Below are 24,472 nucleotides of genomic sequence, written 5' to 3' on the forward strand. Positions count from 1 at the left end.
GATTGCGGCAGTCCGGCTTACGATCAAACGCAAGAACAATCCCGAGTGCGGTGATGCGCTCGGGATTGTGTCGTTCTCAATCCGAGTTGGCGATGACGTCGGCAAATTTGGCGGTCGCGTCGTCCGGCGACATGGAATCGTCGGCGAAGAACTGCGACACCAGTTCGTTGATCTGCTGGTTGGTGTTCTCGGTGATGAACCTGTTGGTCGCCGTGACGATCTTGGCTGGATCTTCCACCGCCTTGAGCGCCTTTTGCATGCACGGATCGGCCGTGCCCAAATCGACGTCGCCGCGCACCGGCATGGAGCCCTTGGCGTTGTTGAAGGCCACCTGCACCTTCGGGCTGAGCAAAAGAGCCGCCAGCCGCTTTTGCGCCGCCTCCACATCCGGATTGTCCTGCTTGAAGAAGACGATGATGTCGCCGTCGGTCGAGACCACCGGCTTGTCTTCGTTGAGGCCGATCATGCAGCCGAAATCCTTGACGCCGGTCATGCCGGCGGCCGCGAATTCGCCGCGCGCCCAGTCGCCCATCACCTGCAGGGCGGCCTTGTTGGTGATGACCATGTTGGTCGTGTCATTCCAGTTGCGGTTTGCGTAGCCGTTGTCGGTATATTGCTTGAGCGTCCGCAACTGCTCGAACACGCCCTTCATCTCGGGGCCGCCGGCGATGTCGGCGCTCTTTTCGGTGAACATCTTGTCGCGCTGCTTCACGCCGAGCGCTTCCGTCACCATGTCCTGGAACAGAAGCTGGATCTGCCAGCCATTGCCGTCGCCGCCGATGGCGAAGGGGATGACGCCCGATTCCTTCAGCTTGGGCGCGTCCTTGATGAACTCGGCCAGGCTTCGCGGCTCGGGCAGCCCTGCCTTCTCGAATGCCGGCTTGGAATACCAGGCCCAGTAGTTGGAATGCAGGTTGACGGGCACGCACCACCAATGGCCGTCGACAAGGCAGGCGCTCTGGATGGCCTTCGGGCGGATGACCTCCTCCCACTTGTTTTCCTTGGCGATGTCGGTGAGGTCGAGAAGCTTGCCGCCGGAGATCAACTCCTCGTACTGGCGACCGGGATTGAACTGGGCGGCGCCCGGCGGGTCGCCGCCGAGCACGCGCTGCATGACGGTCGAGCGCGCGGTCTCGCCGAGCGCGATGGCGCTATCCACCCAATGGTCGCCGTGGCCGTCATTGTCGAAGGCCTTGGCGAACTGCGAAACGGCGGCCGACTCGCCTTTCGACGTCCACCAGTGGATCACCTCCAGGTCCGTCGCCTGTGCCGCACCGGTGAAGGCGAGGGCAAAGGCGCTCGCCGCCAGCGCGGCTGTGACGCTTCTGTATCCCATTTCGATTCCTCCCAGAATTCTGAAACGTTACAGATTGTGCATAAGGCAATTTTGAGACCGGCGCAACCGCCTCTCCGGATCGAGGCTGCCTTCTCGATCCGCAGCTTCGCGTCTTTTGCAATGCGATGATTGCGGTGAAGAAAGGAAATCCGCATATCTGTCGTGGCAATTATTCGGACTGGACGGCCTGTTACGGTAACCGGCGTCAGACGTGCCCATGACGTCATAATGCTGGTAATCTGTAACGTTTCAATATACTTGAGGTTCCAGAAGAAACCGTCGGACAGGCCGGCGGGAATCGGCCGTTGCCGCAGCCCGGTGCGGCTGCTATGCGCCTTGGCGGACGGGTAGGATGCGCAAAGACAATCGACAGGACGAAGCGGACGAGACGCGGCATTCGGAAAGGCCGACGCTCAAGACGCTCGCCTTCATGACGGGTCTCGGCGTCACCACCGTTTCGCGCGCGCTGAAGGATGCGCCGGAGATCGGCGCTGAGACGCGCAAGCGCGTGCAGATGGTCGCCAGGCAGATCGGCTATCGTCCCAACAGGGCGGGCGTGCGCCTGCGCACCGGCAAGACCAACGTCATCTCGCTCGTCCTCGACACCGAGGAGCAGATCGGCGGCTTCGTCTCCGACATGATCTACGGCATCTCGGAGGCGCTGGCGCCGACGCCCTACCACCTGATCGTCACGCCCTATTCGCGCAACAACGATCCACTCGAACCGGTCCGCTACATCGTCGAGACCGGGTCCGCCGACGGCATCATCATTTCGCGCACCGAGCCGGACGACAAGCGCGTGCGCTACATGAGCGAGCACGGCTTTCCCTTCGCCACGCACGGCCGCACCCGCATGGGCATCGAGCATCCCTACCACGACTTCGACAACCGCGCCTTCGCGGCCGAGGCGGTACGCACGCTTGCCGGCCTGGGACGCAGGCGGCTGGCCCTGCTGCCGCCGCCGCCGAATCTCAGCTATTACCATCACATGCGCGAAGGCTTTGCCGAGGCGCTGGCCGAGCATGGCCTGTCCGAAATTCCCTTTCCCGCCGCGACGCTCGACAATTCCATCGATACCATCCGTGCCTCGACCGTCGACATGATGCGTCGTCGGGGCTGCCCCGACGGCATCGTCAGCGGCGCCGGCGGCGCCACCTTTGCGCTTGTGGCCGGCATAGAGGATGCGGGACTTCAACTCGGCCGTGAGGTCGATATCGTCTCCAAGCAGTCGTCGCGCCTGCTGCACCTGTTTCGTCCGCAGATCTACGTGGTGAACGAGGATGTGCGGCTGGCCGGCTCGGAATTGGCGCACGCCGTCATGGCGCGGATAGCGGGTGCGCCGGTGGCCTCGCTGCAGACCGTGAGCAGACCCGGAACGGTCGAGAGAGCGCACCGATGATCCAGGGGGCGTGGCCGCCCTTTCACCCCTCAAGCCAGCCGAAAGCGCGCCTGAGCTCGGCCGCCCCGTCACGCCGATACCAGCGGCCATGAGCGATGATGATGCGCTCCGGCGCCCAGCCGATCATCGTATCGATCGCCGTACGAAGCTTCTGCCTGTCGGCGGAGAACGTCATGCGCATGTCGCGCGGCATCGAGCCGTGCGGGTCCTGGACGCCGCCCAGCCAGGTCAATAGCCGCATCCACAATGACAGCCTGCGCGGCTCGAAATTCTCGATCAGGTCGGTCAGGATGAGGGTGCGCGAGGCACGATGGAAGAATTCCACTTCCGTCATGTAGCTGCCTGCGACCGGCAGCGTGGCGATCTCGCTGTCCCAGGGATAGCCGTCCGCGCCGTCCAGCGGCGAGGCGTCGAAACGGATATGGTCTCCCGCCTGCTCGCGGATACGCGGCGCCAGGAAGACTTCAGCCTGCGGCCACGCCTCGTGCCATTGCGGTATCCACCAGTAATGAATCCGGTTCGGGCCGACGATCCACCTGACCGTGCCGAGCTTTTCGACTTCGGCCTTCAGCATATCGGACAAGGCCGTCGGCGAATGGATGAAGAGGTTTTGCCCGGCCAGCCGCACGATCGTCATGCGCGTGGGAAACGGCATCTTGAGCCCCGGCGGTCCGAACCGGATCTCCGGACCGTCGACGATCCAGACATCCTCATGAACGGGCTTGAGCGTGTTGACCGGTTCGTAGGTGGTGGACATGGTGCGGTTGCGATTGGGTTCCTGCCATGACAAAGCAAGCCGCAAGCATAGTGTTCCGGCTACGGAGGGCAACAATCGTGGAATCGTCGCGCGATCGCCTGGAGGAAAGGCTGCAGCGCCTCGCCGCGCGGGCGGAAGAAGAGAAGGTGTTTTCCAGGCTCTATGTGGAGCCCGCTCGCGCCGCCGCCGACGCCGCCGACGCCCGCCGCAGGGCGGGCGTGACCCTCGGGCCGCTGGACGGCGCCATCGTCTCCGTAAAAGACCTGTTCGACGTTGCCGGCGAGCCGACCCTGGCCGGTTCGCTGATGCGCCGCGATGTCAGGCCGGCCGAGGCCGACGCCGTCGTGGTGGCGCGGTTGCGACGCGCCGGGGCCGTCATCATCGGCAAGACGGCGATGACCGAGTTCGCCTTCACCGCGATCGGCGACAATCCGCACTATGGGACGCCCGGCAACGCCGCGGACGCCGCCCGCATCCCCGGCGGCTCGTCCTCCGGCGCGGGCGTGTCGGTAGCAGAAGGCACCAGCGACGTCGCCATAGGCTCAGACACCGGCGGCTCGGTACGCATCCCCGCCGCACTGAACGGGGTCGTCGGCTTCAAGCCGACCGCCCGGCGCGTTCCGCTGGACGGCGCCTTTCCGCTCTCGCCGACGCTGGACTCGATCGGGCCGCTGGCCAGGACCGTCGCCGAATGCGCGGCGGCCGACGCAATCATGGCGGGAGAGGAGTTTCGACACCTTCAGCCTGTCGATCTGTCCGGCGTCCGCATCGGCATTCCGCGCGGCGCCTTGTTCGCACACACCGAAGCTACGGTTGCCGATGCGTTCGATCATTCGTTGCGTAAGTTAACACTTACCGGAATGGCTGTCGCAGATGTTGCCATCGACGATCTTCTCATCGAGATGAAAAAAGCGACGAAGCGCGCTTCGATCGCGGCGATGGAAGGCGCGGAAATCCATGCCGACTGGCTCGCCGCCGGTGCCGCCACCGCCGTCGATCCGCATGTGTCGGAACCGCTCGCGCGGGCGGCCTCCGTACCGGCGCCTGTCTATATGCGGGCGCTGCGCCGGCGCCGCGAGCTTATGGCGGCCATGGACGAGCGGCTTTCGGGCCTCGACGCGCTGGTCCTGCCCACCGTTCCGATCCTAGCGCCGACCATCGCCGCAATGGCAGCGGACGAGGCCGCGCGGGACCGCGCCGAAGGCCTTCTGCTGCGCAACACCCAGGTCGCCAACCAGTTCGACCTGTGCGCGATCTCCCTCCCGATGCCAGGCACAGACCTTCCTTCCAGCCTCATGCTTGTCGGCCGCCATGGCCACGATAGCCGGCTTCTGGCGATCGCCGCGGCGGTGGAAACTCTTCTGACGGCTTGAAATTCGGCGGCATCGCCGGCACCCCGGCGAGAAGCCGGCACGGCTACCGGGAAAAGCAGCGCGCGTTCTCGGCGGGAGTCGTGGCCCGTTCGACTGCCGTGGCCACGAGAAAAGGCAGGTCGTACTCCTTGCCCGTATAGGTCACTGTCCGGCGCTGGATAAAGCCGCGCACGACGAGCTTTCCGCCTCGCACCCCTTCGGCAGATTCGCCGGGCAACCGGTCCGGATCGAGAGAGACGCCCCGCATCACCGTTCCGGTGGCCAGGTCCAACGCATTGTTGGACGGGCAAGGCGCCTTGATGCACCTCAACCCATTGTCGCAGAAGACGTAGCGCGCCTCAGCGCCGGCAGGGGCCGGGGTCGAAGCCAGAGCCGCGCAGCACGCGACGAAGACAATCGGATAAAGCCGCATGATGCGAGTTGACGCTCCAATCTTGCGCAAAATAGGTCGAATTGCGCGATGGCCGGTTTCAAGTTCCCTCGGAAGAGCCGGATTGTCCCTTTTCCGACGCGGGAAACCGCTGCCTGTAACGTCCGACCGCTTCGGGATTGCGCAGATTGACCGGCAGTCCGCCTTGCAGGACGCGGACAGTCTCTTCGGCCGCGCCGACGCCCATGCGCATCATCGATTCTTCCGTGATGCCGGCCATATGCGGGGTGATGACGACATTGTCGAAGCCGAAATACGGGTGATCCGCGGGCAGCGGCTGCTCGGCGAAGACGTCGAGCGCCGCGCCGCCGATGCGGTTTTCGCGAAGTGCCTCGATCAGCGCAGCGTCATCGATCACGGGGCCACGCGAGACATTGATGAGCAAGGCGCCGGGCTTCATCAAGGCAATGCGCTCAGCGCTCATCAGGCCGCGCGTTTCCGGTGTCAACGGGCAACAGAGCACGACGATATCGCTTTCGCGCACCAGTTCGTCGACCGGCAGAAAGCGCACGCCATCGGGTGCGGCGCGGGCGCTGCGCGTGGTGGCGACTACGTTTAGACCGAACCCGTGCGCGGCCATGTGGCCGACCGTCTGGCCGACAGCGCCGAGGCCGACAATGCCGATGGTGCGGCCCGACAGTTCGTGGTTGCCGTCGGCATGGGCGCGACCAGCCAGCCAGCCCTTTTCGCGCAGGTCGCGGTCCATCGACCGGAAGCGTCGAAGCAGCGCCAGGATGGCGAAAAAGACGTGTTCCGCGACGGAGCGTGCGTTCACGCCCGGCACGTTGGCCACCAGCACGCCGGCGGCAGTGGCGGCGTCCATCGGGATCATGTCCAACCCGGCGCCGTGGCGGATGGCGGCCTTCAGTTTCCTCGCCGTGGAGAACAGCGCCTCCGGCAGCGGCGCGCGCACGACGACGATGTCCGCGTCGGTCGCTTCCCGAGCCAGCGTCGCGGCATCGAAGGCGGAGGCGATCCTCAACTCGCCGGCAGCGGCGAGCATGGCGCTTGCCTTCGGGTGCAGCGCGTGGGTCGAAAGGATCAGGGGCATGATGGATCGAAACTCCCGGTCCTGAAATACGGAAATTCTTCCCCTTCTCCGGCCTGCTCGCCAGAGAAGGGGCTGAGCGTGTACGTCAAATTGCCTTTTCCAGCACCGGTGTCGTCCGGCCGGCGTCGCCGCCGATCAGCCCCTTCCAGTAGCTTTCCGCGCCTTGCAGATGCGCGCTCATCAGCGCCTGCGCCAGATTGCCGTCACGGCGCAGAAGGGCTTCGTAGATCTGGATGTGCTCGGCGTGCGACCGGCGCCCGCGCTCGGGATCGTTGAAATAGACCGGCAGCCTCCGTTCGCCCATCACGTAGTAGACGCTGCAAATCCGGTAGAACACGCTGTTCTGGGTGGCGCGGACGATCTCCAGATGGAAATCGCGATCCTGCCTGGCCAATCCTTCGCCGGCGGCGAGCTGCTCCTCCGATTCCTTCAGGATCTCCCTCAGCCGCGCGAAATTTTCTTCCGTGGCGCGGGCACAGGCGAGTTCCGCCGCCTTGATCTCGTGGATCTTCCTGAGTTCCACCGTTTCGTAGATCTGCACCGGGTCGAGCGGCAGGCCGGCGCGCGCGAACAGCGCCATCGCCTCCACGCTCGCCTGCCTGGTATCGACATAGATGCCGGACTTGGCGCGCCGTTCCACGATGCGCATGGCTTCGAGGATGGCGAGCGCCTCGCGGATCTGGCCGCGGCTGACGGAAAAATGCTCGGCCAGTTCGCGCTCGGAAGGCGTGCGGCCGCTCTCGCTGTCGGCATGGGAGAAGAGGTAGGCGGCGAGTTCCGCCAGAAGCGTGTTTTCTTTCATCGTCAACAGCGTTGCGCGTGCGCCTCCAGGAATTTTTCCGAGACCGTGAATCCCAGCCCCGGCTTTTCGGGGATCGCTACCATACCGTCCCGCGCTTCGACAGTCTCTTCGACCAGGTCGTGAATCATCGGATTGGCGCCGAGCGAATATTCGACGATGAAGGAGGCCGGTGCGGCCGCGCACACATGCAGTCCGGCGAAGAAGCAGGGCGCCCCGGCCCACAGATGCGGCGCGAAGCGCAGGTTGAACGCGCTGGCGATCGTGCCGATGCGCAACGCCTCCGAAATGCCGCCGCAAAAGGCCGGGTCCGGCTGGAACACGTCCGCCGCCTTGGCCACCGCGAGGTCCCGGAACGCGTAGCGGGTCGCCTCGCTTTCGCCGGCCGCGATCGGCACCGCGCCGCTGGCGCGCACCTCCGCCATGCCGGCCTTGTCGTCGGCGATGACAGGCTCTTCGAACCAGGCGAGGTTCTGGTCCGCGACCATATGGACGAAGCGCCTGGCATCGGCCACCGTGTAGGTGCCGTGCGCGTCGACCATGATGTCGATCTCCGGCCCCAACGCCTCCCGCGCGGCGCGCACGCGCCCGGCCGAGACCTGCGGCGCGCCGTCCATCGCGCCGACGCGCATCTTCACCGCCCTGAAGCCGCCCCTGTCGATATAGGAGCGCAACTGCTCGCCGATGCCGTCCGCATCCGCCCAGCCGCCCGAGGCATAGGCCGGCAGGCGATCCGTCTTGCGGCCGCCGATCAGCCGCCACACCGGCTGGCCGAGCGACTTGCCCAGAATGTCCCACAGCGCGATGTCGACGGCGCTGATGGCTGCTACACTCATGCCACGCCGCGCGATCTGCGGCATGGCATGGCCCTCGCGCGCCGCCATCTCGTGGCGCGAGCCGTTGTAGAGCATCTCCCAGATGATCGCGATATCGGCCGGGTCGCGGCCGATCAATTGCGGCCCGACCTCGTGGTTGAGCATGTGGACGAGCGCGCCATAGCTGCCGGCGCTGCCGGCCGCGTTCTTGCCCTCGCCCCAGCCAACGAGACCATCGTTCGTCTCGATGCGCAGGATGGCGGCGTCGAAGGTCTTCACCTGACCGAAATCGCTGCGGTGCTGCCGCGCCGCCTCGATCGGCACGCGAACCCACCAGGCTTGAACCGCTTTTATGCGCAACGGCCTGCTCCTGCCATTTCGCAAGCCGTACCCCCACCCCTGACCCCTCCCCTCAAGGGGGAGGGGAGCGCCGGCGCCTCAGAATCCCCCTCCCCCTTGAGGGGAGGGGTAAGGGGTAGGGGTGTATTCATGTCAACGCCAAGGCCCAGCTCACTTGATCAGCGGCAGGATCGTCTCCGCCGTGATGCGCATCTGGTCGGTGTAGAATTTTTCCGTCAGCAGGCTCGACCCGTGATCCTGGATGAACTTGAGCTGCTCCGGCGAGATGTCGACGGGGTTGCGCTCGACCATGTCGGGATAGCGGTTGGCGGGCGTGCGGTCGACCGGCGCGACGAACTCGTTGGTGAGCGCGCCGTCATAACCGATCTCCTTGAGGAGCCCGACGATCTTCTTCCAGTCGATCGTGCCGAGGCCGGCGGCGAAGCGGTTGTTGTCGGCGACATGGAAGTCGAACAGCCGCTTGCCCGCCTTGCGGATAGCTTCCGCCACATCGAATTCTTCCATGTGGATATGATAGGCGTCGAGGCAGATGCCGCATTCGGGCGACACCGCGTCGGCCAGCGCCATCGCCTGCTCGCCGCGGTTGAACAGATAGGTCTCGAAGCGGTTCAGCGGCTCGATCGCGATGCGCACGCCGACCTTTTTGGCGTGGGTGAAGCACTCGCGCGTGGCGTCCACCACCCATTTCCATTCCTCGTCCTCGGTGCCGTCGGGAACGACCTTGCCGACCGTGGCCGGCACCAGCGTGATGATCTCGCCGTCCAGCTCGCTCACCATGGTGAGCACGTCCTTGACGTATTGCACGGACCGTTCGCGCTGGCCCTGGTCCCTCGCCGCAAGGTTGCGGTCGCCCAGCATGAGGGTGACCGACCCCCAGCATCTTATGCCGTGCTCCTTGAGCAGCGCACGGGTCTCCTTGGTCTTGTACTGCTCTGGCTCTCCGGAAATCTCGATCGATTCGTAGCCGAATTTCTTGATGCGCCTGAGCGTCACCTCGAGCGGCTCAGCCCGCATCCAGTTGTGCGTCGAAAGATGCATGATCGTTTCCTTCCCAGATTGTCTTCCCAGAACCGTCAGATGCGGTCACGCGCCGTCATCGTGTCGAGGGCGGACCGCGACCTCCTCCCAATCGGCCAGCAGAATGCTTGAACTGGTTAGACCAATTGGATTTCCATCGACCTCTACAGCAATTTCCAACACCCGACAAGAAGCCCTGGCAAATAGCCGACCAGAGAATTCAAATGGCTGTAATCAATAGATATTTATGCCTTTTTGTGACGATCCGGACTGGTTTTGAAGATCAAGACGCTGCTTGACCATTCGATTCCATTTGGTAATACCAGAAAGCGACGAGGTCTGAGGCACGCCAAAAATCTGAAACGGACTGGCAGACGGCGTGCTGCGCGTTATGCTGGGCCGCACAGGGAGGAAACCATGCCGACGACGATGAAGGGACCAGCCATTTTCCTGGCGCAGTTCGCGGGCGATACGGCCCCGTTCAACTCGCTGCCGGCGATCGCCGGATGGGCAGCAAGCCTCGGTTACAAGGGCATCCAGATTCCGACCTGGGACGGCCGACTGTTCGACCTGGAGAAGGCGGCGTCCTCCAAAGCCTATTGCGACGAGGTCCAGGGCATCTGCAAGGACGCCGGCGTCGAGATCACCGAACTGTCGACGCATCTGCAGGGCCAGCTCGTGGCGGTCCATCCCGCCTATGACGCGCAGATGGACGGTTTCGCGCCCGCCAAGGTGCACAACAACCCGAAGGCCCGGCAGCAATGGGCGGTCGAACAATTGAAGGCCGGCGCCAAGGCATCACGCAACATGGGCCTCGACGTTTCGGTCTCCTTCTCCGGCTCGCTGGCCTTCCCCTATCTCTACCCCTTCCCGCAGCGCCCCGCCGGGCTGATCGAGGAAGCCTTCGGCGAACTCGCCAGGCGCTGGAAGCCCATCCTCGACGTCTACGAGGATCACGGCGTCGACATCGGTTACGAGATCCATCCGAGCGAGGACGTGTTCGACGGCGCCACCTTCGAGATGTTCCTCGACGCGCTGGGCGGCCACAAGCGCTGCGCCATCAATTACGACCCGTCGCACTTCCTCTTGCAGCAGATGGACTACCTCGCCTTCATCGACATCTACCACGAGCGCATCAAGGCCTTCCACGTGAAGGACGCGGAGTTCAACCCGGATGGACGCCAGGGCGTCTATTCCGGTTACCAGAGCTGGCTGAACCGCGCCGGCCGCTTCCGCTCGCTCGGCGACGGCCAGGTCGATTTCGGCGGCATCTTCTCCAAGCTGGCGCAGTATGACTACTCGTCCTGGGCCGTGCTGGAATGGGAGTGCTGCCTGAAACATCCCGAGGACGGCGCGGCCGAGGGCGCGCCCTTCATCCAGCACCACATCATCAGGGTGACGGAAAAGGCCTTCGACGATTTCGCCGCGGGCAAGGAAGACAAGAAGTTGCTCAGGGCGATGATGGGGATTTGAAACGCAGGCAGTCGGCAATAGGCAGTCGGCAGTCGGATGGCGAATTCTGGTCGAGCCGTAGTGCCCGTCAAAGATATTCCGACTGCCTGTTGCCGACTGCCGACTGCCGCTTAAAGGAGGACAAACATGGTCAGCGGCAGGCAGGTGGAATCCGGTAGCGGTCCGATCCGCTACGGCATGGTGGGCGGTGGCCAGGGCGCCTTCATCGGCGCGGTGCACCGCATCGCCGCGCGCATGGACAACGAGTTCGAACTGGTTGCCGGCGCGCTGTCGTCCGATCCGAAGCGTGCCAGGGCATCGGCAGAGGAACTTGGCCTCGATCCCGACCGCAGCTATGGCAGCTATGCCGAGATGGCAAAGGCGGAGGCGAAGCGCGCCGACGGCATCGAGGCGGTCGCCATCGTCACCCCCAACAACGTCCACGTGCCGGCGGCGATGGCCTTCCTCAACGCCGGCATCCATGTCATCTGCGACAAGCCGCTGGCGATGACGCTGGCAGAGGCGAAGAAGCTGGCGGCTGTTGTGGAGAAGACCGGCAAGGTTTTTGTCCTCACCCACAATTACACCGCCTATCCGATGATCCGGCAGGCGCGCGAGATGGTCGCGAAGGGCCAGCTCGGCGACATTCGGCTCGTGCAGGCCGAATATCCGCAGGACTGGCTGACGGAAGACCTCGCCGCCACCGGCCAGAAACAGGCGTCGTGGCGGTCCGACCCGAAGCAGGCCGGCGCCGGCGGGGCGCTCGGCGACATCGGCACCCACGCCTACAATCTCGCCCGCTTCGTCTCGGGCCTGGAACTGGATTCGCTGTCGGCCGACCTCGATTCCTTCGTGCCGGGGCGCCAGCTTGACGACAACGTCAACGTGCTGCTGCGCTTCAAGGCAAAAGGCAAGGCGCATCCTGCCAAGGGTATGCTGTGGGCCAGCCAGGTGGCGCCGGGCCACGAAAACGGGCTGAAGCTGCGCGTCTACGGCACCAAGGGCGGTCTGGAGTGGGTGCAGGCCGATCCGAACTATCTCTGGTACACGCCCTTCGGCCAGCCGAAGCAGTTGCTGACCCGTGCCGGCGCGGGTGCGATGCCGGTGGCCGGCCGCCTGATCCGGGTTCCGTCCGGTCACCCGGAAGGCTATCTTGAGGGCTTCGCCAACATCTACCAGGAAGCCGCGAAGGCGATCCGCGCCGCCCGCAGGAAAGGCGGCAAACCGCCCAGGGACGTCGTCTTCCCGACCGTGCAGGACGGTGTCGAAGGCATGGCCTTCATCGAGGCCTGCGTGAAATCGTCGAAGAAGAACGGCGCCTGGACGAAATTGTAGGGCATCGCGTCATTCCGGGGCCGCGCAGCGGAACCCGGAATCCAGAATGCCGACATTACTTGGCCTGGCCTGGATTGGCAGCGTTCCCGCCCTGGATTCCGGGTTCCGCTGCGCGGCCCCGGAATGACGGCTCGAAATGGCCGGGTGAGGGGTAAACGACGGGGGGAACACCAATGAAAATCGGCATGTGCATGTTCCTGTGGACCACCCGCGTCACCGGCGAGCACGAGGCGCTGCTGCGCGACATCAAGGCGACCGGCTATGACGGCGTGGAGATCCCGATCTTCGAAGGCACGCCCGACGGCTACGCGCGGCTCGGCGACTTGCTCGACCGCATAGGCCTGGAACGCACCGCCGTCTCGGCCATGGGCGATCCGGCGATGAACCTGATTTCGCCGGACGCCGCCACCCGCGAGGCCGGCATCGCCTATATGAAGAACGCCATCGACTGCGCGGCCGCACTCGGCGCGCCAACCCTGTCTGGCCCGCTGCATTCGACGCTGGGCGCATTCTCGGGCAGCGGGCCGACCGACGCCGAGTTGAAGCGCTCCGTCTCCTCCCAGCGCGCCATCGGCGATCATGCGGGAAACAGGGGCGTCACCATCGGCCTAGAGGCGCTCAACCGTTTCGAATGCTATCTGTTTAACACGATGGAAGCGCTATGCGCCCATATCGACGAGGTCGACCGTCCCCATATCCGCGCCATGTACGATACTTTCCACGCCAATATCGAGGAGACCGACCCGATCGGCGCCTATACCAAGAACCGCAGGAACATCGTCCACGTCCACATCTCCGAGAACGATCGCGGCGTGCCGGGGCGCGGCAACATTCCCTGGGCGGAAACCTTCGCGGCGATCCGCAACAGCGGCTATGACGACTGGCTGACCATCGAAGCCTTCGGCCGCGGACTTGCCGACCTCGCCGCCGCCACAAAGGTCTGGCGCGATTTCGCCGAAAGCCCCGAGGCCGTCTACCGCGACGGCTACCGGCACATCAGGCAAAGCTGGGAAAAGGCGGCTTAAAGCATGTCTGCCGAAAGTGGGCGCCGGTTTCGGGATAAAGACATGCTGAAAAACAGGGACCAAGCCGCCACGCGAATCCGGAAACGCAGGAGCGGCGGACCGCCCGCCGCGCCTGCTGTCCTGCCCGATCGCTATTTCGTGCCCCGGCGCCTCAGCCCGTCGAAATAGACGATCACGATGATGAGCAGGCCGGTGATGACGCGCTGCCAGAACGAATTCACGTTGAGCAGGTTGGCGCCGTTGTTGATCGTGGCGAGGATGAACGCGCCGAGCAGCGGCCCATGCACCGAGCCGATGGCGCCGAACAGTGACGTGCCGCCGATCACCGACGATGCGATGGCCTGCAGTTCCCAGCCCTCGGCCTGGGTCGGGTTGCCGATGCCGATGCGCGAGGCGAGCAGCACGCCCACGAAGGCTGCGCACAGGCCCGACAGAATGTAGGCCATGTAGATCGTGCGCGGCACGTTGACGCCCGACAGTCGCGCCGCCTCCGGATTGGAGCCGACTGCGAAGAGATAACGTCCCCAGCGGCTGTGATGCAGGAGGACATAGGACGGCACCGCCACCAGGATGACCATCCAGAACAGATTCGGGATGCCGATGAAGGAGTTGCGCGAGAACTCCTGGAAGGCGTCGCTCTGGATCGAGATCGAATTGCCGTTCGTGATCAACAGGCCGACGCCCCGCAGCGAGGTCAGGGTGGCCAGCGTGATGATGAAGGGCGGCAGGCCCATCCTGACGATGCCGAAGCCGTGGAACAGGCCGATCGCCACGCCGACCAGCAGCGTCGCCAGCACCGCGACCGGAACCGGCCAGCCGGCATTGATGACGAGCGCCGGGATAACGGTGCAGAAACCGACGATCGCGCCCACCGACAGGTCGATGCCGGCGGTGATGATGACGAAGGTCTGGCCGACCGCGAGGATGGCGATCATCGAGCCCTGGCGCAGGAGATTCGAGATGTTGATCTCCGAGGCGAAGGACGGCGTCGCCACCGACAGCGCGATCCACAGGGCGATCAGAAGAAGCAGCAGCGTCAGTCCGAACAGGACATTGAAATTCCGCTTCGGCTTCTCCGCCGGCAATGTTTCGGTGCTCATGGCTGCTCCCCATTCTTTTGTGTCGTCGCTTCCAGCGCTTCGGACAGGATCCGTTCATGGCTGGCCGCGTGATAGACATGGCTCGCCACGACACGGCCGTTGCGGAAGACATGGAGCGTGTCGGATAGTTCGTAGACCTCCGGCAGGTAGGAGGAGATCAGGATGATGCCCGCCCCCTCGGCCAGAAGCGTCGAGAACAGCCGGTAGATTTCGGCCTTGGTGCCGACGTCGACGCCGACGGTCGGCTCGTCGAAGATGAAGAGCTTCGCGCCGTGGTTCAGCCACTTGCCGATGACGATCTTCTGCTGGTTGCCGCCCGACAGGCTGGACGCCAGCGCCCCGCGGCCCGCCGTCTTGATGCGCAGCCCAGCGATCTGCCGCTCGGCATGAGCCTTCTCCTGCCCGCCCGAAATCAACGCGTTCTTAGAGATGCGCTTGTAGATCGGCAGGTTGAGGTTGAGACCGACCGGCAGGTTCAGGCAAAGCCCCTGATCGCGCCGGCTTTCGGGTGCCAGCGCCATGCCGAGCCGTATCGCGTCATGCTCGGAGCGGATGTCGACCGCCTCGCCGTTCCACAGGACGGTTCCGGCCGACTTCGCATGGCGGCCGTAGACGGTGGTGACGAATTCGCTGCGGCCGGCTCCCACCAATCCGTAAAGGCCGACGATCTCGCCTTCGCGGACCGTCATCGAGACGTCCTCGAACCCCTTGCCCGACAGGCTACGCGTCTCGAGGATTACCTTTCCGGGCGTAAAGCGTTCCTTGTGATAGATCTGCTCGATCGAGCGGTTGATCATCAGCCGCACGAGTTCGGCCTCGTCGGTTTCGCCGATGTCGCGGGTGCCGACATAGGTGCCGTCGCGCAGCACCGACACGCGGTCGGCCAGTTCGAACACCTCCTCCATGCGATGCGAGATGTAGATGATCGTCACCCCCTCGGCCTTCAGCCGCCGGATCAGCGCGAAGAGCTGGTCGGCCTCCTTGCGGGTGAGATAGGCGGTCGGTTCGTCGAAGATGAGGAATTTCGTGCCGCGCACGGTTGCGCGCGCCGCGGCGATGAGTTGCTGCTGGCCGATGGTGAGGTCGCCGAGCAGGGCGCGGGCGGGCAGGTCGAAACCGAGATCGTCGATGATCTTCTGCGCGTCGCGCACCATGGCGCGCTGCTGGAGCAGGCCGTAACGGACGGTTTCCTCGCCGAGGAACATGTTGGCGGCGACGGTCAGGTGCCGGCACAGCACCATTTCCTGGTGCACGGCGTTGATGCCGAGGTCCATGGCCTCGTGCGGCGTGGCGAGCGCCACCGGCCCGCCTTCCCACAACACCTCTCCGGAAGTGCGCGGCATGACGCCGGTGAGCAGCTTGATGAGGGTGGACTTGCCCGCCCCGTTCTCGCCGACGATGGCATGGATTTCACCGGCCCTGAAGGCAAGCGTCGTCGGTTTCAACGCATGCGTGCCTGGATATTTCTTCTCCAGCCCGCGCAATTCGAGAATGGCGCCGCCTGGCGCGGCATTCGCGGGCGGATGCCGTTCCGCTGTCGTCGATGACATGACAATCCTCCCCGATTGACCTCCCCGATTGGCCTCCCCGATCGGCATGGCCGGCACCGCACCAGGTGCTCTTCTGGCCAGCCTGAACCACTTGCGGATTTTTGCAAGCCGTCGAGCGACGGTCAGGAGATGAAGCATCCGGGGCGGTGCCCTGCCCCGGATGCGCGAGGCCGAATCTTACTTGAGCTTCGGATTGAGAAGCGCGTCGATCTTCGGATCCTTCATATTGGCTTTGGTGACCAGGTTTGCGCCGGTGTCGACGAACGCCTCGACCTTCTCGCCCTTGGAGGCGGCGAGCGCGGTCTTGATGCCGTCATAACCCATCCGGTACGGGTCCTGGACCACCAGAGCCGAAATGACGCCGTCTTCGAGGAACTTGACCAGCTTGTCGTCATTGTCGAAGCCGACCAGCGCCACCTTGCCGCCGAGATTGTTCTCGGCGATCGCCTGGCCGACGCCCTGCGCCATGATCAGGTTCGAGGCGAAGATGCCCTTGAGGTCCGGATTGGCGGTGATCAGGTCGGTGGCGATGTTGAGGCCGGTGGTGGCCTGGCCGTCGGCATATTTGTCGGCCACCAGTTCGAGGCCCGGATACTTCGCCTTCAGCTCCTCGGTGAAGCCCTGGCGGCGCTGCTCGAGCGAACCGGCGCCGGGCTGCGCGGTGATGAGGGCGACCTTGCCCTCGATCTTGCCGCCGTTGGCTGCCCCGATCGCCTCGGCCAGACCGTCGGCGGCGACGCGTCCGCCCTGCACGTTGTCGGTCGTCAGGAACGAGGTGAAGGCCTTTGAATCGGCGCTGGAATCGATGCCGATGACCTTCACCTTCTTGGCCGCGTCGTCGATCGGCTTGCCGAGCGCCTTGGCTTCGGTCGGCGCGATGACGATGGCCGCGGGGTTGCTGGCGACGGCGTTCTCGAGGATCGAGATCTGCCCGTTGACGTCGGTCTCGGCCTGCGCGCCGAGCTCCGGCACCTTGACGCCGAGATCCTCGCCAGCCTTGCGCGCCCCGGCGAGCACGATCTGCCAGTAGAACGAGGTCGTGTCCTTGACGATGATCGGGATGGTGACGTCGGCGGCTGCGGCCGGCATGGCGGGCAGCGCGCCGGCAAGCATGGACGCCGCCGCCAGTGCGACGAGCGAACGGCGATTGAGCATGGTGGTGACGAATTTCATAGGCTTCCTCCCTAAGTCGCCTGGTGACTGGTCAATCCCTGCCGGAGAGGCGAGCCCCAAACAGGTCTTTATCGATAAAAAACAATTGCGCCTGTTTTGTTAAGCCATCGCATAATGGCTTGCAAGCCTGTTTTGCAGCCCGGCCAAAACCGGACCGACCCGACATCTCCCACTCACTCGCGCACGGCGCCGGTCAGCGGCGGCTGGACGATCGTGTAGGGACGGTATGTCTCAGAGTCGGTCCGCGGGACGGCGACGCCCGGCAGCGCCATGTTGCGTTCGATGCTGGACGCCTTGGCGCTGCCGATCAGCACCGTCGCCACGCAGGGTTCGGCGAGCGGAAACTGCATCGCCGCGGCTGCCAGCGGATAGCCGCCCTGCCGTGCGATCTCTTCCATCGCCGCGACCTTGTCGAGCACGTCCTGCGGGGCGGGACCGTAGTCGAAATGGGCGCCGGGTCTCGGCCCCGTCGCAAGGATGCCCGAATTGAACACCCCGCCGATCACCAGCGACGTCTGCTTGTCGCGGCAAAGCGGGATCAGTTCTGCCTCCGCTGAGCGGTCGAGCAGCGAATAGCGCCCTGCCAGCAATATGCAGTCCAGCGGCGCGCGCCGTAGCACCTCAAGGCACACCTCGACCTCGTTGACGCCCAGCCCGTAGGCCGCGATCGTGCCCGCCGATTTCAGCTCCTCCAGCGCCTTGAGGCCGCCGTCCAGCAATTGCGCGAGATGGATTTTCGTAAGCTCGACGCCGTGCGTATAGACGCCGATGTCGTGCACATAGAGAATGTCGATGCGGTTCAGCCCCAGACGCGCATAGCTGAACTCGACCGAGCGCATGATGCCGTCATAGCTGTAGTCGTATGTCAGGTTGAACGGCAGCGGATCGACGAAACCCAGGTTCGGCACCTGGTCCTGCGGCACCGGCTTCAACAGCCGGCCGACCTTTGTCGACAGCACGTAGCTGTCGCGCGGCTTCGTCCGCAGGTAATCGCCGAAGCGCCGTTCCGACAGGCCGAAACCGTAATGCGGCGCGGTGTCGAAATAGCGCATCCCCGCCGACCAGGCCGCGTCCAGCGTGGCCATGGCGTTTTCGTTCGAAACGGCCTCGTAAAGATTGCCGAGGGAGGCGCCGCCGAAACTGTATTCGGTGACCTCCAGCGCGGTCTTGCCGATCCGCCGTTTCTTCATACCTGATTTCCTCCCTGCCCGCCTTGTCCAGCCAGGCGATAGTAAAGTCCCGCTAGAGCGTTGCGCCCAGATGCCAGGGGACGAATTCATTGTCGCCGTAGCCGAACAGTTCGCTCTTGGTCTTCTTGCCGGAGGCCGTTTCGACGATCAGTTCGAAGATTTCGCGGCCCATCTCGGCGATCGTCTTGTCGCCCGCGGCAATGACCCCGCAATTCACGTCCATGTCTTCTTCCATGGAATTGTAAAGCGCGCTGTTGGTGGCGACCTTGATCGAAGGTGTCGGATGGCTGCCGAAGCAGGAGCCACGTCCGGTCGTGAACACGATGACATTGGCACCGCCCGCCACCTGGCCGGTCGCAGAAACGGGGTCGTAGCCGGGCGTGTCCATGAAGACGAGGCCGCTGCCGCTCACCTTTTCGGCATAGTTGAAGACGCCGTTGAGCGGAGAGGACCCGCCCTTGGCCACCGCGCCCAGCGACTTCTCCAGGATCGTCGTCAGCCCGCCGCGTTTGTTGCCGGGCGACGGATTGTTGTCGATCGAGGCGCCGTGTTTGGCGACGTGGTTCTCCCACCACTTGATCAGCCCGTCCAGCTTCTCGGCGATCTCGGGGCTGGCGGCGCGCGAGGCGAGCAGATGCTCCGCGCCGTAGATCTCGGTGGTCTCCGACAGGATGCCGACGCCGCCGACATCGGCGAGGATATCGACCGCCGCGCCCAGCGCCGGATTGGCGGTGATGCCCGACATGCCGTCGGAGCCGCCGCATTGCAGGCCGACGACGATCTCGCTGAGCGGGATCGGCTCGCGTTCGAGATGGCCGATCTCCTGCGCGATCTCCTCAAGCACGCCCATGGCGCGCTCGACCGACTTGCGAGAGCCGCCGGAGTCCTGGATGTTGAAATGGCGCTTGCCGGCGGCGACGCCCTTCTGGCCGTAGAGGGTGAGCTGATTGACCTCGCAGCCGAGCCCAACCATGAGGATGCCGCCGAAATTCGGATGGCGCGCATAGCCCGCGAGCGTGCGGTGCAGCACCATCATGCCGTCGCCGGTCGCGCTCATGCCGCAGCCCTGCCCGTGCACGATCGGCACGAAGCCGTCGATGCCGGGATATTTCGGCAGCAGCCGCTTGTTGGCCTCGTCGGCGATGGCGTGGCACACGGTCGCCGAGCAGTTCACGCTGGCGATGATGCCGACGAAATTGCGCGTGCCGGCGCGGCCGTCGGCGCGCCTGTAGCCCATGAAGGTGCGCGTCTTGTCGGCCTCGGTGGCGTGCTCGGCCTCGCCGGGCGGCACCACCGGCATGCGGCCGGACTCGAACGCCAGATTGTGCGAGTGGACGTGTTCGCCCGCCTTGATGTCGCGCGTCGCCTTGCCGATCGCCTGCGCGTATTTCACCACGGCCTCGCCAGCCGCTATAGCTTGCGTCGCCACCTTGTGCCCCGGCTCGATCGCCTCGACGGTGACGGCGCCGCCCGGCAGCAAGGCTCCGATTTCCAGCCTGCCATTGGCGACGGCCACGTTGTCGGAAGGGGACAGGAGAATGCTGCTGGAGACGGTCACGAAAGATGATCCTGGGTCGGGCGGCCTGGGCGAAACCGGTTGACAGCGCGCCAAGCGCGGCTAATGTCTTTTATCGGGAAAAAACAATTTGCGTCAATTGTTTTTTCGCGTAGGCGACCTGCCGGGGACGCGATCATGGCGAAAAGCAACAACGTCTACAAGGACGCCTACAACAAGGGCCTCGGGCTGCTCGAGACCACCGGCAACCTGCCTTCGGAGCCGGAGCTCGGCGCGATGCTCGGCGTCAGCCGCACAACCGTGCGCTCGATCCTGGCGCGCATGGAGGAAACCGGCCTCATCGAATGGAACAAGCGTGAGAAGAAGGTGCTGCGCTCCCCCGGCGCCGACGACTTCTTTCCCGAGGAAGAGACCGACTCGCTCTCCCAGATCATCGAACGGTCCTTCATGCGCCGCCTGCTGGAGTCGGGCGCCGAGGCAGGCACGCAGATCAACGAGCTGGAGCTGGCCCGCGAGATCGGCGTCGGCACCACCAGCGTGCGCGAGTTCCTGATCCGCTTCTCCCGCTTCGGCCTGATCGAGAAGCGCCGCAACAGCCATTGGGTGCTGAAGGGCTTCAACCGCGCCTTCGCGCTGGAGCTGACGGAAATCCGCGAGATGTTCGAGCTGCGCTCCGCCGCCGCTTTCGTCGACCTGCCGCAGGACAGCCCGGTATGGACCGAGCTCGATGCCCTGGAGGCCGAGCACCACGCGCTCGCCGGCGCTATCGCCACCCGCTTCACCGCGTTTTCCGAACTGGACGAGCGGCTGCACCGGCTCATCCACAGCGCCTCCCACAACCGCTTCATCGTTGATTTCTACGATGTCATCGCCATGATCTTCCACTACCATTACCAGTGGAACAAGGCAGGCGAGCGCCAGCGCAACGAGGTCGCAGTGCGGGAGCATCTCGCCTATATCGACGCGCTGAAATCCCGCGATCCCGCAAGGATCGACGCCACCTGCCGGCAGCACCTGCGATCGGCGCGCCACACGCTTCTCACCTCGGTGCCCGAAGTCGCCGGCGGGTCCTGACCGGCAGGGCCGGCTGCATATCCTCTCACGCCTTCCGTCTCTTCACGCAAGGCCGCTCCAGACCAGTTTGCCGCATGGCGGCTTTGGCGATGTTCTGTCGTGCCGAGCCATGCTAGATATATCGTCGTCGCAGAGGGGAATGGTTTGTCCGGCGCAGGCTACAGGAGATCACGCATGGCGGTCGCGTTCGTCGCGGCCTATATGCTCGTCCTGCAATCGGCGCTGGGCGCACTGGCCTTCGGCGGCGGTCCGCAGGCCGCCCAGATCGACGCCTTCGGCAACGTCATCTGCACCCACTCGGGCGCCGCCGAACTGCCCGCCGGCGGCCAGCAACCACAGCACCTTCCCGATTGCTGCGCCTTCGGCTGCGTCATGTCGGGCGCGACCTTCAACGCGCCGCCGGCAGGCTTGGCCTTTTCGCACGGCGTCGTCTTCGAGACGGTCGCCTTCGCGGTGCCGTCGCCCGCGCCGGCCCAGTTCCCGCGCGAGCGCGCGACGGCCAATCCCCGCGCCCCGCCGCTGACCGCCTGACGCCTTGCCCGCGCGCCGACCGCCGGGCTTTTCCTTCTCCCCAATCCAGACAATCGCGCGACCGGCCCGCCGGCGCAGTTCCATTCATGGAGTTCCCATGTCGTTCACATCCCGTCACGCCGCCCCTGCGGCTTCCCTGCTTTTCACCCGCCTTCGTTCCTTCGAGGAACGGCTCGGCATCGCCGTCTTCGCCCTCGCCTTGCTTTTCGCCGGACTGCACGGCGCGCTCGCGCACGAGTTCAAGCTCGGCGACCTCGAAATCGACCATCCCTGGTCCCGCGCCACGCCGCCCGGCGCGCAGGTCGCCGGCGGCTACATGACCATCACCAACCACGGCAGCGACGCCGACCGGCTGGTGTCGATCAGCTCCGACATTTCCGGCAAGGCCGAAGTCCATCAGATGACCGTCAAGGATGGCGTCATGACTATGCGCCCGGTCGAAGGCGGCCTGGAAATCCCCGCCGGCGGCACCGTCGCGCTGAAGCCCGGCGCCTTTCACGTCATGTTCATGAACCTGAAGACGCCGCCGCAACAGGGCAAGACATTCCCGGCCACACTGACCTTCGAAAAGGCCGGCAGCGTCGATGTCGAGTTCGCGGTGGAAGGCATGGGCGGCCAGGGGGGCGGCCAAGGGGGCGGCCAGGGAGCCGGCAGCATGAAGCCGGACGACGCCCACACGGACCACATGAAATCGGGCGCCATGAAAATGGATACGGGCAACTGAGCCGGAGCGAAGGAGACGACCGATGCTGAAGCGTATTCTTTCCGCCGCCGCCCTCGTGGCGTTCGGCGCCGTTCCCGCCCTTGCCCACATCACGCTCGAGAAAGGCGAAGCCGCCGTCGGCTCGACCTACAAGGCCGTGCTCAGGGTTCCGCACGGCTGCGACGGCAAGGCCACCATCGCCGTCCGCGTCAGGCTGCCGGAGGGCTTCATCGCCGCCAAGCCGATGCCGAAGGCCAGCTGGGAACTGAAAACCGTCAAGGGCAAATATGCCAAGGCCTACGAATTGTGGGGCGAGAAGGTGACGGAGGGCGTGCAGGAAATCGACTGGACCGGCGGCAGGCTGCCGGACGAGTTCTACGACGAGTTCGTCCTGCGCGGCACGCTGGCCGGCGACCTGCCGGCCGGCGAGACGCTCTATTTCCCCGTCGTGCAGGAATGCGAGGGCGGCGCGGTGGAGCGCTGGATCCAGATCCCGCAAAAGGGCCAGAGCGAGGACGACCTGGAAACGCCCGCGCCCGGCCTGAAGCTCCTGCCGAAGACGTGAGGCGGCCTACCGACCTCAGGCGTCGCATATGACAATCTCTCTTCTTCCATATGGCGCTCCACCCCCGCCCCTGACCCCTCCCCTCAAGGGGGAGGGGGATTTTGCAACTTTGCCACAGGCCGCCAACGTTTGCGATTTGGAGCGAGACGGTGATGTCGGCGTCTCCCTCCCTCTTGTGGGGGTCCGCAGGACGGGCGAGACGCGTGGCTCGCCCCGGCAAGGACAGGGGTGGAGGTGCGCGACCGTCGCGATAAGCCGCCTTCTCATCGCCCTCCTGTTCTGGCTGGCCCTGCCGGCTATGGCCTTCGCCCATGCCGCGCTGATTTCCGCCGACCCCGGCGACGGCGCCGTGCTGGCGCAGGCCCCGGCCCGCTTCTCGCTGACCTTCAACGAGCCCGTCTCGCCGCTTGTGTTGACGCTGGTCCGGCCGAACGGAACGCCCGAAAGGCTGTCCGGCTTCGAGGTCGACGGCGGTACGGTCGCCATCGACGCGCCGCGCGATCTCGGCAAGGGCACGCATGTGCTGAGCTGGCGCGTCGTCTCCGCCGATGGCCATCCGGTCGGCGGCTCGCTTCTTTTCTCGATCGGCGCGCCAAGCGCCGCTCCAGCCGTCACGGAGGCGGTGGACTGGCCTGTACGCACAGCCATCTGGGCCGCAAAGGTGCTGCTCTACGGTGGCCTTTTCCTCGGCGTCGGCGGCGCGTTTTCGCTGGCCTGGCTGACGGCAGGAAGAGACGGAAGGCGCAGCGCCGCCGGCCTTGTGCTGCTAGGCCTCGCGGCCGCGCCGCTGTCGCTCGGCTTGCAGGGGCTCGACGCCCTGGATGCGCCGCTATCGCATTTCTCCGATCCGGCCATATGGCGCGCCGCTCTTTCCACCAGCTTCGCATGGACGGTGCTGATCGCCTCGATCGCGCTGGGGCTGGCGCTGCTGTCGCTGACCCTGCCGTATCGCCGCTTTCTCTCCCTTGCCGCCCTCGCGGGCGTCGGCATGGCCCTGGCCTCCAGCGGCCATGCCAGCGCCGCCGAGCCGCAATGGCTGACGCGGCCGCTCGTCTTCCTCCACGGCGCGGCCATCGCCTTTTGGACCGGCGCGCTCATGCCGCTCGGACTCGCCTTCACAAGGCGCGCCCCCGAGGCGCTTCGGTTCCTGGCGCGCTTCTCACGCGCCATCCTGCCGGTGGTCGCGATCCTCGCCGCCTCGGGCGTCGTGCTGGCCGTCATCCAGGTCCGGACGCCGGATGCATTGCTGGCGACAGATTACGGCCGCCTGCTGCTCGCCAAGCTCGCCTTGCTGGCCGTGCTGTTCGCCCTGGCCGCGATCAATCGATGGCGCCTGACGGTGCCGGCACAGATGGGCGAGCACCACCCTGCCACGCTGCTGGCGCGCTCGACGGCCGCCGAGATCCTCATCGTCCTGGCGATCTTCGGCGTCGCCGCCGGATGGCGCTTCACGCCGCCGCCCCGCGCATTGGCGCTGGCCGCCGCGCAGCCGGCCTCGACGCATATCCACACTGAGCAGGCGATGGCCGATCTCTCGATCACGCCCGGCCATGCGGGCACGACGTCGGCCTCCATCGTCGTGATGACCGGCGATTTCGGGCCGCTCGACGCCAAGGCGGTGACGCTGGTCCTCTCCAAGCCCGATTCCGGCGTCGAGCCGCTGAAACGGGAGGCGCGAAAGCCCGGCGACGGCACCTGGCGCATCGACGATCTTGTCGTGCCCTTCGCCGGGCGATGGACCGCCAGGCTCGACATTCTCGTCTCCGACTTCGACATGATCCAGATCGAAGGCCCGATCGACATCCGGCCCCGCTGAGTCCGCCGGCCGGTTCGCCCGGCCGCAGGTCGAACCGATTGAATAACCGATTTCCCTGTGTTGACGCCGGCGTCCGTCAGCGCCAAATAGGACCGCTTCCAGACA

22 protein-coding genes are annotated in these 24,472 nt (G+C 65.2%); 10 read left to right on the forward strand and 12 right to left on the reverse strand.

Going from position 1 to position 24,472, the window contains the following annotated elements; genetic code table 11:
- Positions 1 to 76 precede the first annotated feature (76 nt).
- The gene (locus tag ABMA46_RS05875) at positions 77 to 1,336 is read right to left on the reverse strand and encodes an ABC transporter substrate-binding protein (RefSeq protein ID WP_348998369.1); all 1,260 of its coding nucleotides are present in this window, start codon (positions 1,334 to 1,336) and stop codon (positions 77 to 79) included.
- A 352-nt stretch (positions 1,337 to 1,688) separates the two neighbouring features.
- Here ABMA46_RS05875 and ABMA46_RS05880 point away from each other — a divergent pair, with 352 nt between their 5' ends.
- A complete protein-coding gene (locus ABMA46_RS05880) occupies positions 1,689 to 2,735 on the forward strand; it encodes a LacI family transcriptional regulator (protein WP_348998370.1) in 1,047 nt (348 codons plus the stop codon).
- A gap of 22 nt (positions 2,736 to 2,757) precedes the next feature.
- Here ABMA46_RS05880 and ABMA46_RS05885 read toward each other — a convergent pair whose 3' ends face one another.
- Entirely contained in the window at positions 2,758 to 3,492 is a 735-nt protein-coding gene (locus ABMA46_RS05885; RefSeq protein WP_348998371.1) for a DUF4336 domain-containing protein, read from the reverse strand.
- Positions 3,493 to 3,569: 77 nt separating this feature from the next.
- Here ABMA46_RS05885 and ABMA46_RS05890 point away from each other — a divergent pair, with 77 nt between their 5' ends.
- On the forward strand, positions 3,570 to 4,865 hold the full coding sequence (locus ABMA46_RS05890; RefSeq protein WP_348998372.1) for an amidase: 1,296 nt from the start codon (positions 3,570 to 3,572) through the stop codon (positions 4,863 to 4,865).
- Between the two features lie 43 nt (positions 4,866 to 4,908).
- Here ABMA46_RS05890 and ABMA46_RS05895 read toward each other — a convergent pair whose 3' ends face one another.
- The 5 genes from ABMA46_RS05895 to ABMA46_RS05915 all read right to left on the reverse strand — a co-directional run bounded on the left by ABMA46_RS05895 (position 4,909) and on the right by ABMA46_RS05915 (position 9,358).
- Entirely contained in the window at positions 4,909 to 5,277 is a 369-nt protein-coding gene (locus ABMA46_RS05895) for a hypothetical protein (RefSeq protein WP_348998373.1), read from the reverse strand.
- A gap of 58 nt (positions 5,278 to 5,335) precedes the next feature.
- A complete protein-coding gene (locus ABMA46_RS05900) occupies positions 5,336 to 6,346 on the reverse strand; it encodes a hydroxyacid dehydrogenase (protein ID WP_348998374.1) in 1,011 nt (336 codons plus the stop codon).
- An 85-nt stretch (positions 6,347 to 6,431) separates the two neighbouring features.
- Entirely contained in the window at positions 6,432 to 7,148 is a 717-nt protein-coding gene (locus tag ABMA46_RS05905) for a FadR/GntR family transcriptional regulator (protein WP_348998549.1), read from the reverse strand.
- A gap of 2 nt (positions 7,149 to 7,150) precedes the next feature.
- A complete protein-coding gene (locus ABMA46_RS05910; protein WP_348998375.1) occupies positions 7,151 to 8,320 on the reverse strand; it encodes a mandelate racemase/muconate lactonizing enzyme family protein in 1,170 nt (389 codons plus the stop codon).
- A 150-nt stretch (positions 8,321 to 8,470) separates the two neighbouring features.
- Complete coding sequence (locus ABMA46_RS05915) at positions 8,471 to 9,358, reverse strand: sugar phosphate isomerase/epimerase family protein (RefSeq protein ID WP_348998376.1); 888 nt, start codon at positions 9,356 to 9,358, stop codon at positions 8,471 to 8,473.
- Positions 9,359 to 9,754: 396 nt separating this feature from the next.
- Here ABMA46_RS05915 and ABMA46_RS05920 point away from each other — a divergent pair, with 396 nt between their 5' ends.
- The 3 genes from ABMA46_RS05920 to ABMA46_RS05930 all read left to right on the forward strand — a co-directional run bounded on the left by ABMA46_RS05920 (position 9,755) and on the right by ABMA46_RS05930 (position 13,149).
- Entirely contained in the window at positions 9,755 to 10,810 is a 1,056-nt protein-coding gene (locus ABMA46_RS05920; RefSeq protein WP_348998377.1) for a sugar phosphate isomerase/epimerase family protein, read from the forward strand.
- A gap of 126 nt (positions 10,811 to 10,936) precedes the next feature.
- On the forward strand, positions 10,937 to 12,124 hold the full coding sequence (locus ABMA46_RS05925) for a Gfo/Idh/MocA family protein (RefSeq protein ID WP_348998378.1): 1,188 nt from the start codon (positions 10,937 to 10,939) through the stop codon (positions 12,122 to 12,124).
- A 173-nt stretch (positions 12,125 to 12,297) separates the two neighbouring features.
- Positions 12,298 to 13,149, forward strand: coding sequence for a sugar phosphate isomerase/epimerase family protein (locus ABMA46_RS05930; protein WP_348998379.1), 852 nt, complete (start codon positions 12,298 to 12,300; stop codon positions 13,147 to 13,149).
- Positions 13,150 to 13,280: 131 nt separating this feature from the next.
- Here the strand turns inward: ABMA46_RS05930 and ABMA46_RS05935 are convergent, their stop codons facing one another.
- The 5 genes from ABMA46_RS05935 to ABMA46_RS05955 all read right to left on the reverse strand — a co-directional run bounded on the left by ABMA46_RS05935 (position 13,281) and on the right by ABMA46_RS05955 (position 19,720).
- Positions 13,281 to 14,249, reverse strand: coding sequence for an ABC transporter permease (locus tag ABMA46_RS05935; protein ID WP_348998380.1), 969 nt, complete (start codon positions 14,247 to 14,249; stop codon positions 13,281 to 13,283).
- Positions 14,246 to 15,799 (reverse strand): sugar ABC transporter ATP-binding protein, encoded by a 1,554-nt coding sequence (locus ABMA46_RS05940; RefSeq protein ID WP_348998381.1) that lies wholly within the window; start codon positions 15,797 to 15,799, stop codon positions 14,246 to 14,248. The genes ABMA46_RS05935 and ABMA46_RS05940 overlap by 4 nt, the downstream gene beginning before the upstream one ends.
- A gap of 177 nt (positions 15,800 to 15,976) precedes the next feature.
- Positions 15,977 to 16,972, reverse strand: a complete 996-nt coding sequence (locus ABMA46_RS05945) for an ABC transporter substrate-binding protein (protein ID WP_348998382.1) — start codon at positions 16,970 to 16,972, stop codon at positions 15,977 to 15,979.
- A gap of 173 nt (positions 16,973 to 17,145) precedes the next feature.
- The gene (locus tag ABMA46_RS05950; RefSeq protein ID WP_348998383.1) at positions 17,146 to 18,162 is read right to left on the reverse strand and encodes an aldo/keto reductase; all 1,017 of its coding nucleotides are present in this window, start codon (positions 18,160 to 18,162) and stop codon (positions 17,146 to 17,148) included.
- A 52-nt stretch (positions 18,163 to 18,214) separates the two neighbouring features.
- On the reverse strand, positions 18,215 to 19,720 hold the full coding sequence (locus ABMA46_RS05955) for a UxaA family hydrolase (RefSeq protein WP_348998384.1): 1,506 nt from the start codon (positions 19,718 to 19,720) through the stop codon (positions 18,215 to 18,217).
- 135 nt (positions 19,721 to 19,855) lie between these two features.
- Between ABMA46_RS05955 and ABMA46_RS05960 the strand changes: the two genes are divergently transcribed.
- The 5 genes from ABMA46_RS05960 to ABMA46_RS05980 all read left to right on the forward strand — a co-directional run bounded on the left by ABMA46_RS05960 (position 19,856) and on the right by ABMA46_RS05980 (position 24,367).
- Positions 19,856 to 20,752 (forward strand): GntR family transcriptional regulator, encoded by an 897-nt coding sequence (locus ABMA46_RS05960; RefSeq protein ID WP_348998385.1) that lies wholly within the window; start codon positions 19,856 to 19,858, stop codon positions 20,750 to 20,752.
- Positions 20,753 to 20,926: 174 nt separating this feature from the next.
- Complete coding sequence (locus tag ABMA46_RS05965) at positions 20,927 to 21,283, forward strand: hypothetical protein (RefSeq protein ID WP_348998386.1); 357 nt, start codon at positions 20,927 to 20,929, stop codon at positions 21,281 to 21,283.
- Positions 21,284 to 21,380: 97 nt separating this feature from the next.
- Positions 21,381 to 22,007 (forward strand): copper chaperone PCu(A)C, encoded by a 627-nt coding sequence (locus ABMA46_RS05970; RefSeq protein ID WP_348998387.1) that lies wholly within the window; start codon positions 21,381 to 21,383, stop codon positions 22,005 to 22,007.
- 22 nt (positions 22,008 to 22,029) lie between these two features.
- Positions 22,030 to 22,551 (forward strand): YcnI family copper-binding membrane protein, encoded by a 522-nt coding sequence (locus ABMA46_RS05975; protein ID WP_348998388.1) that lies wholly within the window; start codon positions 22,030 to 22,032, stop codon positions 22,549 to 22,551.
- Positions 22,552 to 22,849: 298 nt separating this feature from the next.
- Positions 22,850 to 24,367 carry a copper resistance CopC/CopD family protein gene (locus ABMA46_RS05980; protein ID WP_425475695.1) on the forward strand — a complete coding sequence of 506 codons (1,518 nt, stop codon included), beginning with the start codon at positions 22,850 to 22,852 and terminating at the stop codon, positions 24,365 to 24,367.
- The last annotated feature ends 105 nt before the right edge of the window (positions 24,368 to 24,472 follow it).

It is taken from the genome of Mesorhizobium hunchu (assembly GCF_040081975.1).
GTDB lineage: Bacteria > Pseudomonadota > Alphaproteobacteria > Rhizobiales > Rhizobiaceae > Mesorhizobium > Mesorhizobium hunchu.

Excerpts from the sequence above, each read along its gene's own strand:
- ABMA46_RS05925 (WP_348998378.1), top strand. The coding sequence starts at position 10,937 with ATGGTCAGCGGCAGGCAGGTGGAATCCGGTAGCGGTCCGATCCGCTAC.
- ABMA46_RS05895 (WP_348998373.1), bottom strand. The coding sequence starts at position 5,277 with ATGCGGCTTTATCCGATTGTCTTCGTCGCGTGCTGCGCGGCTCTGGCT.
- ABMA46_RS05980 (WP_425475695.1), top strand. The coding sequence starts at position 22,850 with ATGGCCTTCGCCCATGCCGCGCTGATTTCCGCCGACCCCGGCGACGGC.
- ABMA46_RS05900 (WP_348998374.1), bottom strand. The coding sequence starts at position 6,346 with ATGCCCCTGATCCTTTCGACCCACGCGCTGCACCCGAAGGCAAGCGCC.
- ABMA46_RS05880 (WP_348998370.1), top strand. The coding sequence starts at position 1,689 with ATGCGCAAAGACAATCGACAGGACGAAGCGGACGAGACGCGGCATTCG.
- ABMA46_RS05970 (WP_348998387.1), top strand. The coding sequence starts at position 21,381 with ATGTCGTTCACATCCCGTCACGCCGCCCCTGCGGCTTCCCTGCTTTTC.
- ABMA46_RS05935 (WP_348998380.1), bottom strand. The coding sequence starts at position 14,249 with ATGAGCACCGAAACATTGCCGGCGGAGAAGCCGAAGCGGAATTTCAAT.
- ABMA46_RS05965 (WP_348998386.1), top strand. The coding sequence starts at position 20,927 with ATGGCGGTCGCGTTCGTCGCGGCCTATATGCTCGTCCTGCAATCGGCG.
- ABMA46_RS05930 (WP_348998379.1), top strand. The coding sequence starts at position 12,298 with ATGAAAATCGGCATGTGCATGTTCCTGTGGACCACCCGCGTCACCGGC.
- ABMA46_RS05905 (WP_348998549.1), bottom strand. The coding sequence starts at position 7,148 with ATGAAAGAAAACACGCTTCTGGCGGAACTCGCCGCCTACCTCTTCTCC.
- ABMA46_RS05875 (WP_348998369.1), bottom strand. The coding sequence starts at position 1,336 with ATGGGATACAGAAGCGTCACAGCCGCGCTGGCGGCGAGCGCCTTTGCC.
- ABMA46_RS05960 (WP_348998385.1), top strand. The coding sequence starts at position 19,856 with ATGGCGAAAAGCAACAACGTCTACAAGGACGCCTACAACAAGGGCCTC.
- ABMA46_RS05915 (WP_348998376.1), bottom strand. The coding sequence starts at position 9,358 with ATGCATCTTTCGACGCACAACTGGATGCGGGCTGAGCCGCTCGAGGTG.
- ABMA46_RS05950 (WP_348998383.1), bottom strand. The coding sequence starts at position 18,162 with ATGAAGAAACGGCGGATCGGCAAGACCGCGCTGGAGGTCACCGAATAC.
- ABMA46_RS05945 (WP_348998382.1), bottom strand. The coding sequence starts at position 16,972 with ATGAAATTCGTCACCACCATGCTCAATCGCCGTTCGCTCGTCGCACTG.
- ABMA46_RS05940 (WP_348998381.1), bottom strand. The coding sequence starts at position 15,799 with ATGTCATCGACGACAGCGGAACGGCATCCGCCCGCGAATGCCGCGCCA.
- ABMA46_RS05920 (WP_348998377.1), top strand. The coding sequence starts at position 9,755 with ATGCCGACGACGATGAAGGGACCAGCCATTTTCCTGGCGCAGTTCGCG.
- ABMA46_RS05885 (WP_348998371.1), bottom strand. The coding sequence starts at position 3,492 with ATGTCCACCACCTACGAACCGGTCAACACGCTCAAGCCCGTTCATGAG.
- ABMA46_RS05975 (WP_348998388.1), top strand. The coding sequence starts at position 22,030 with ATGCTGAAGCGTATTCTTTCCGCCGCCGCCCTCGTGGCGTTCGGCGCC.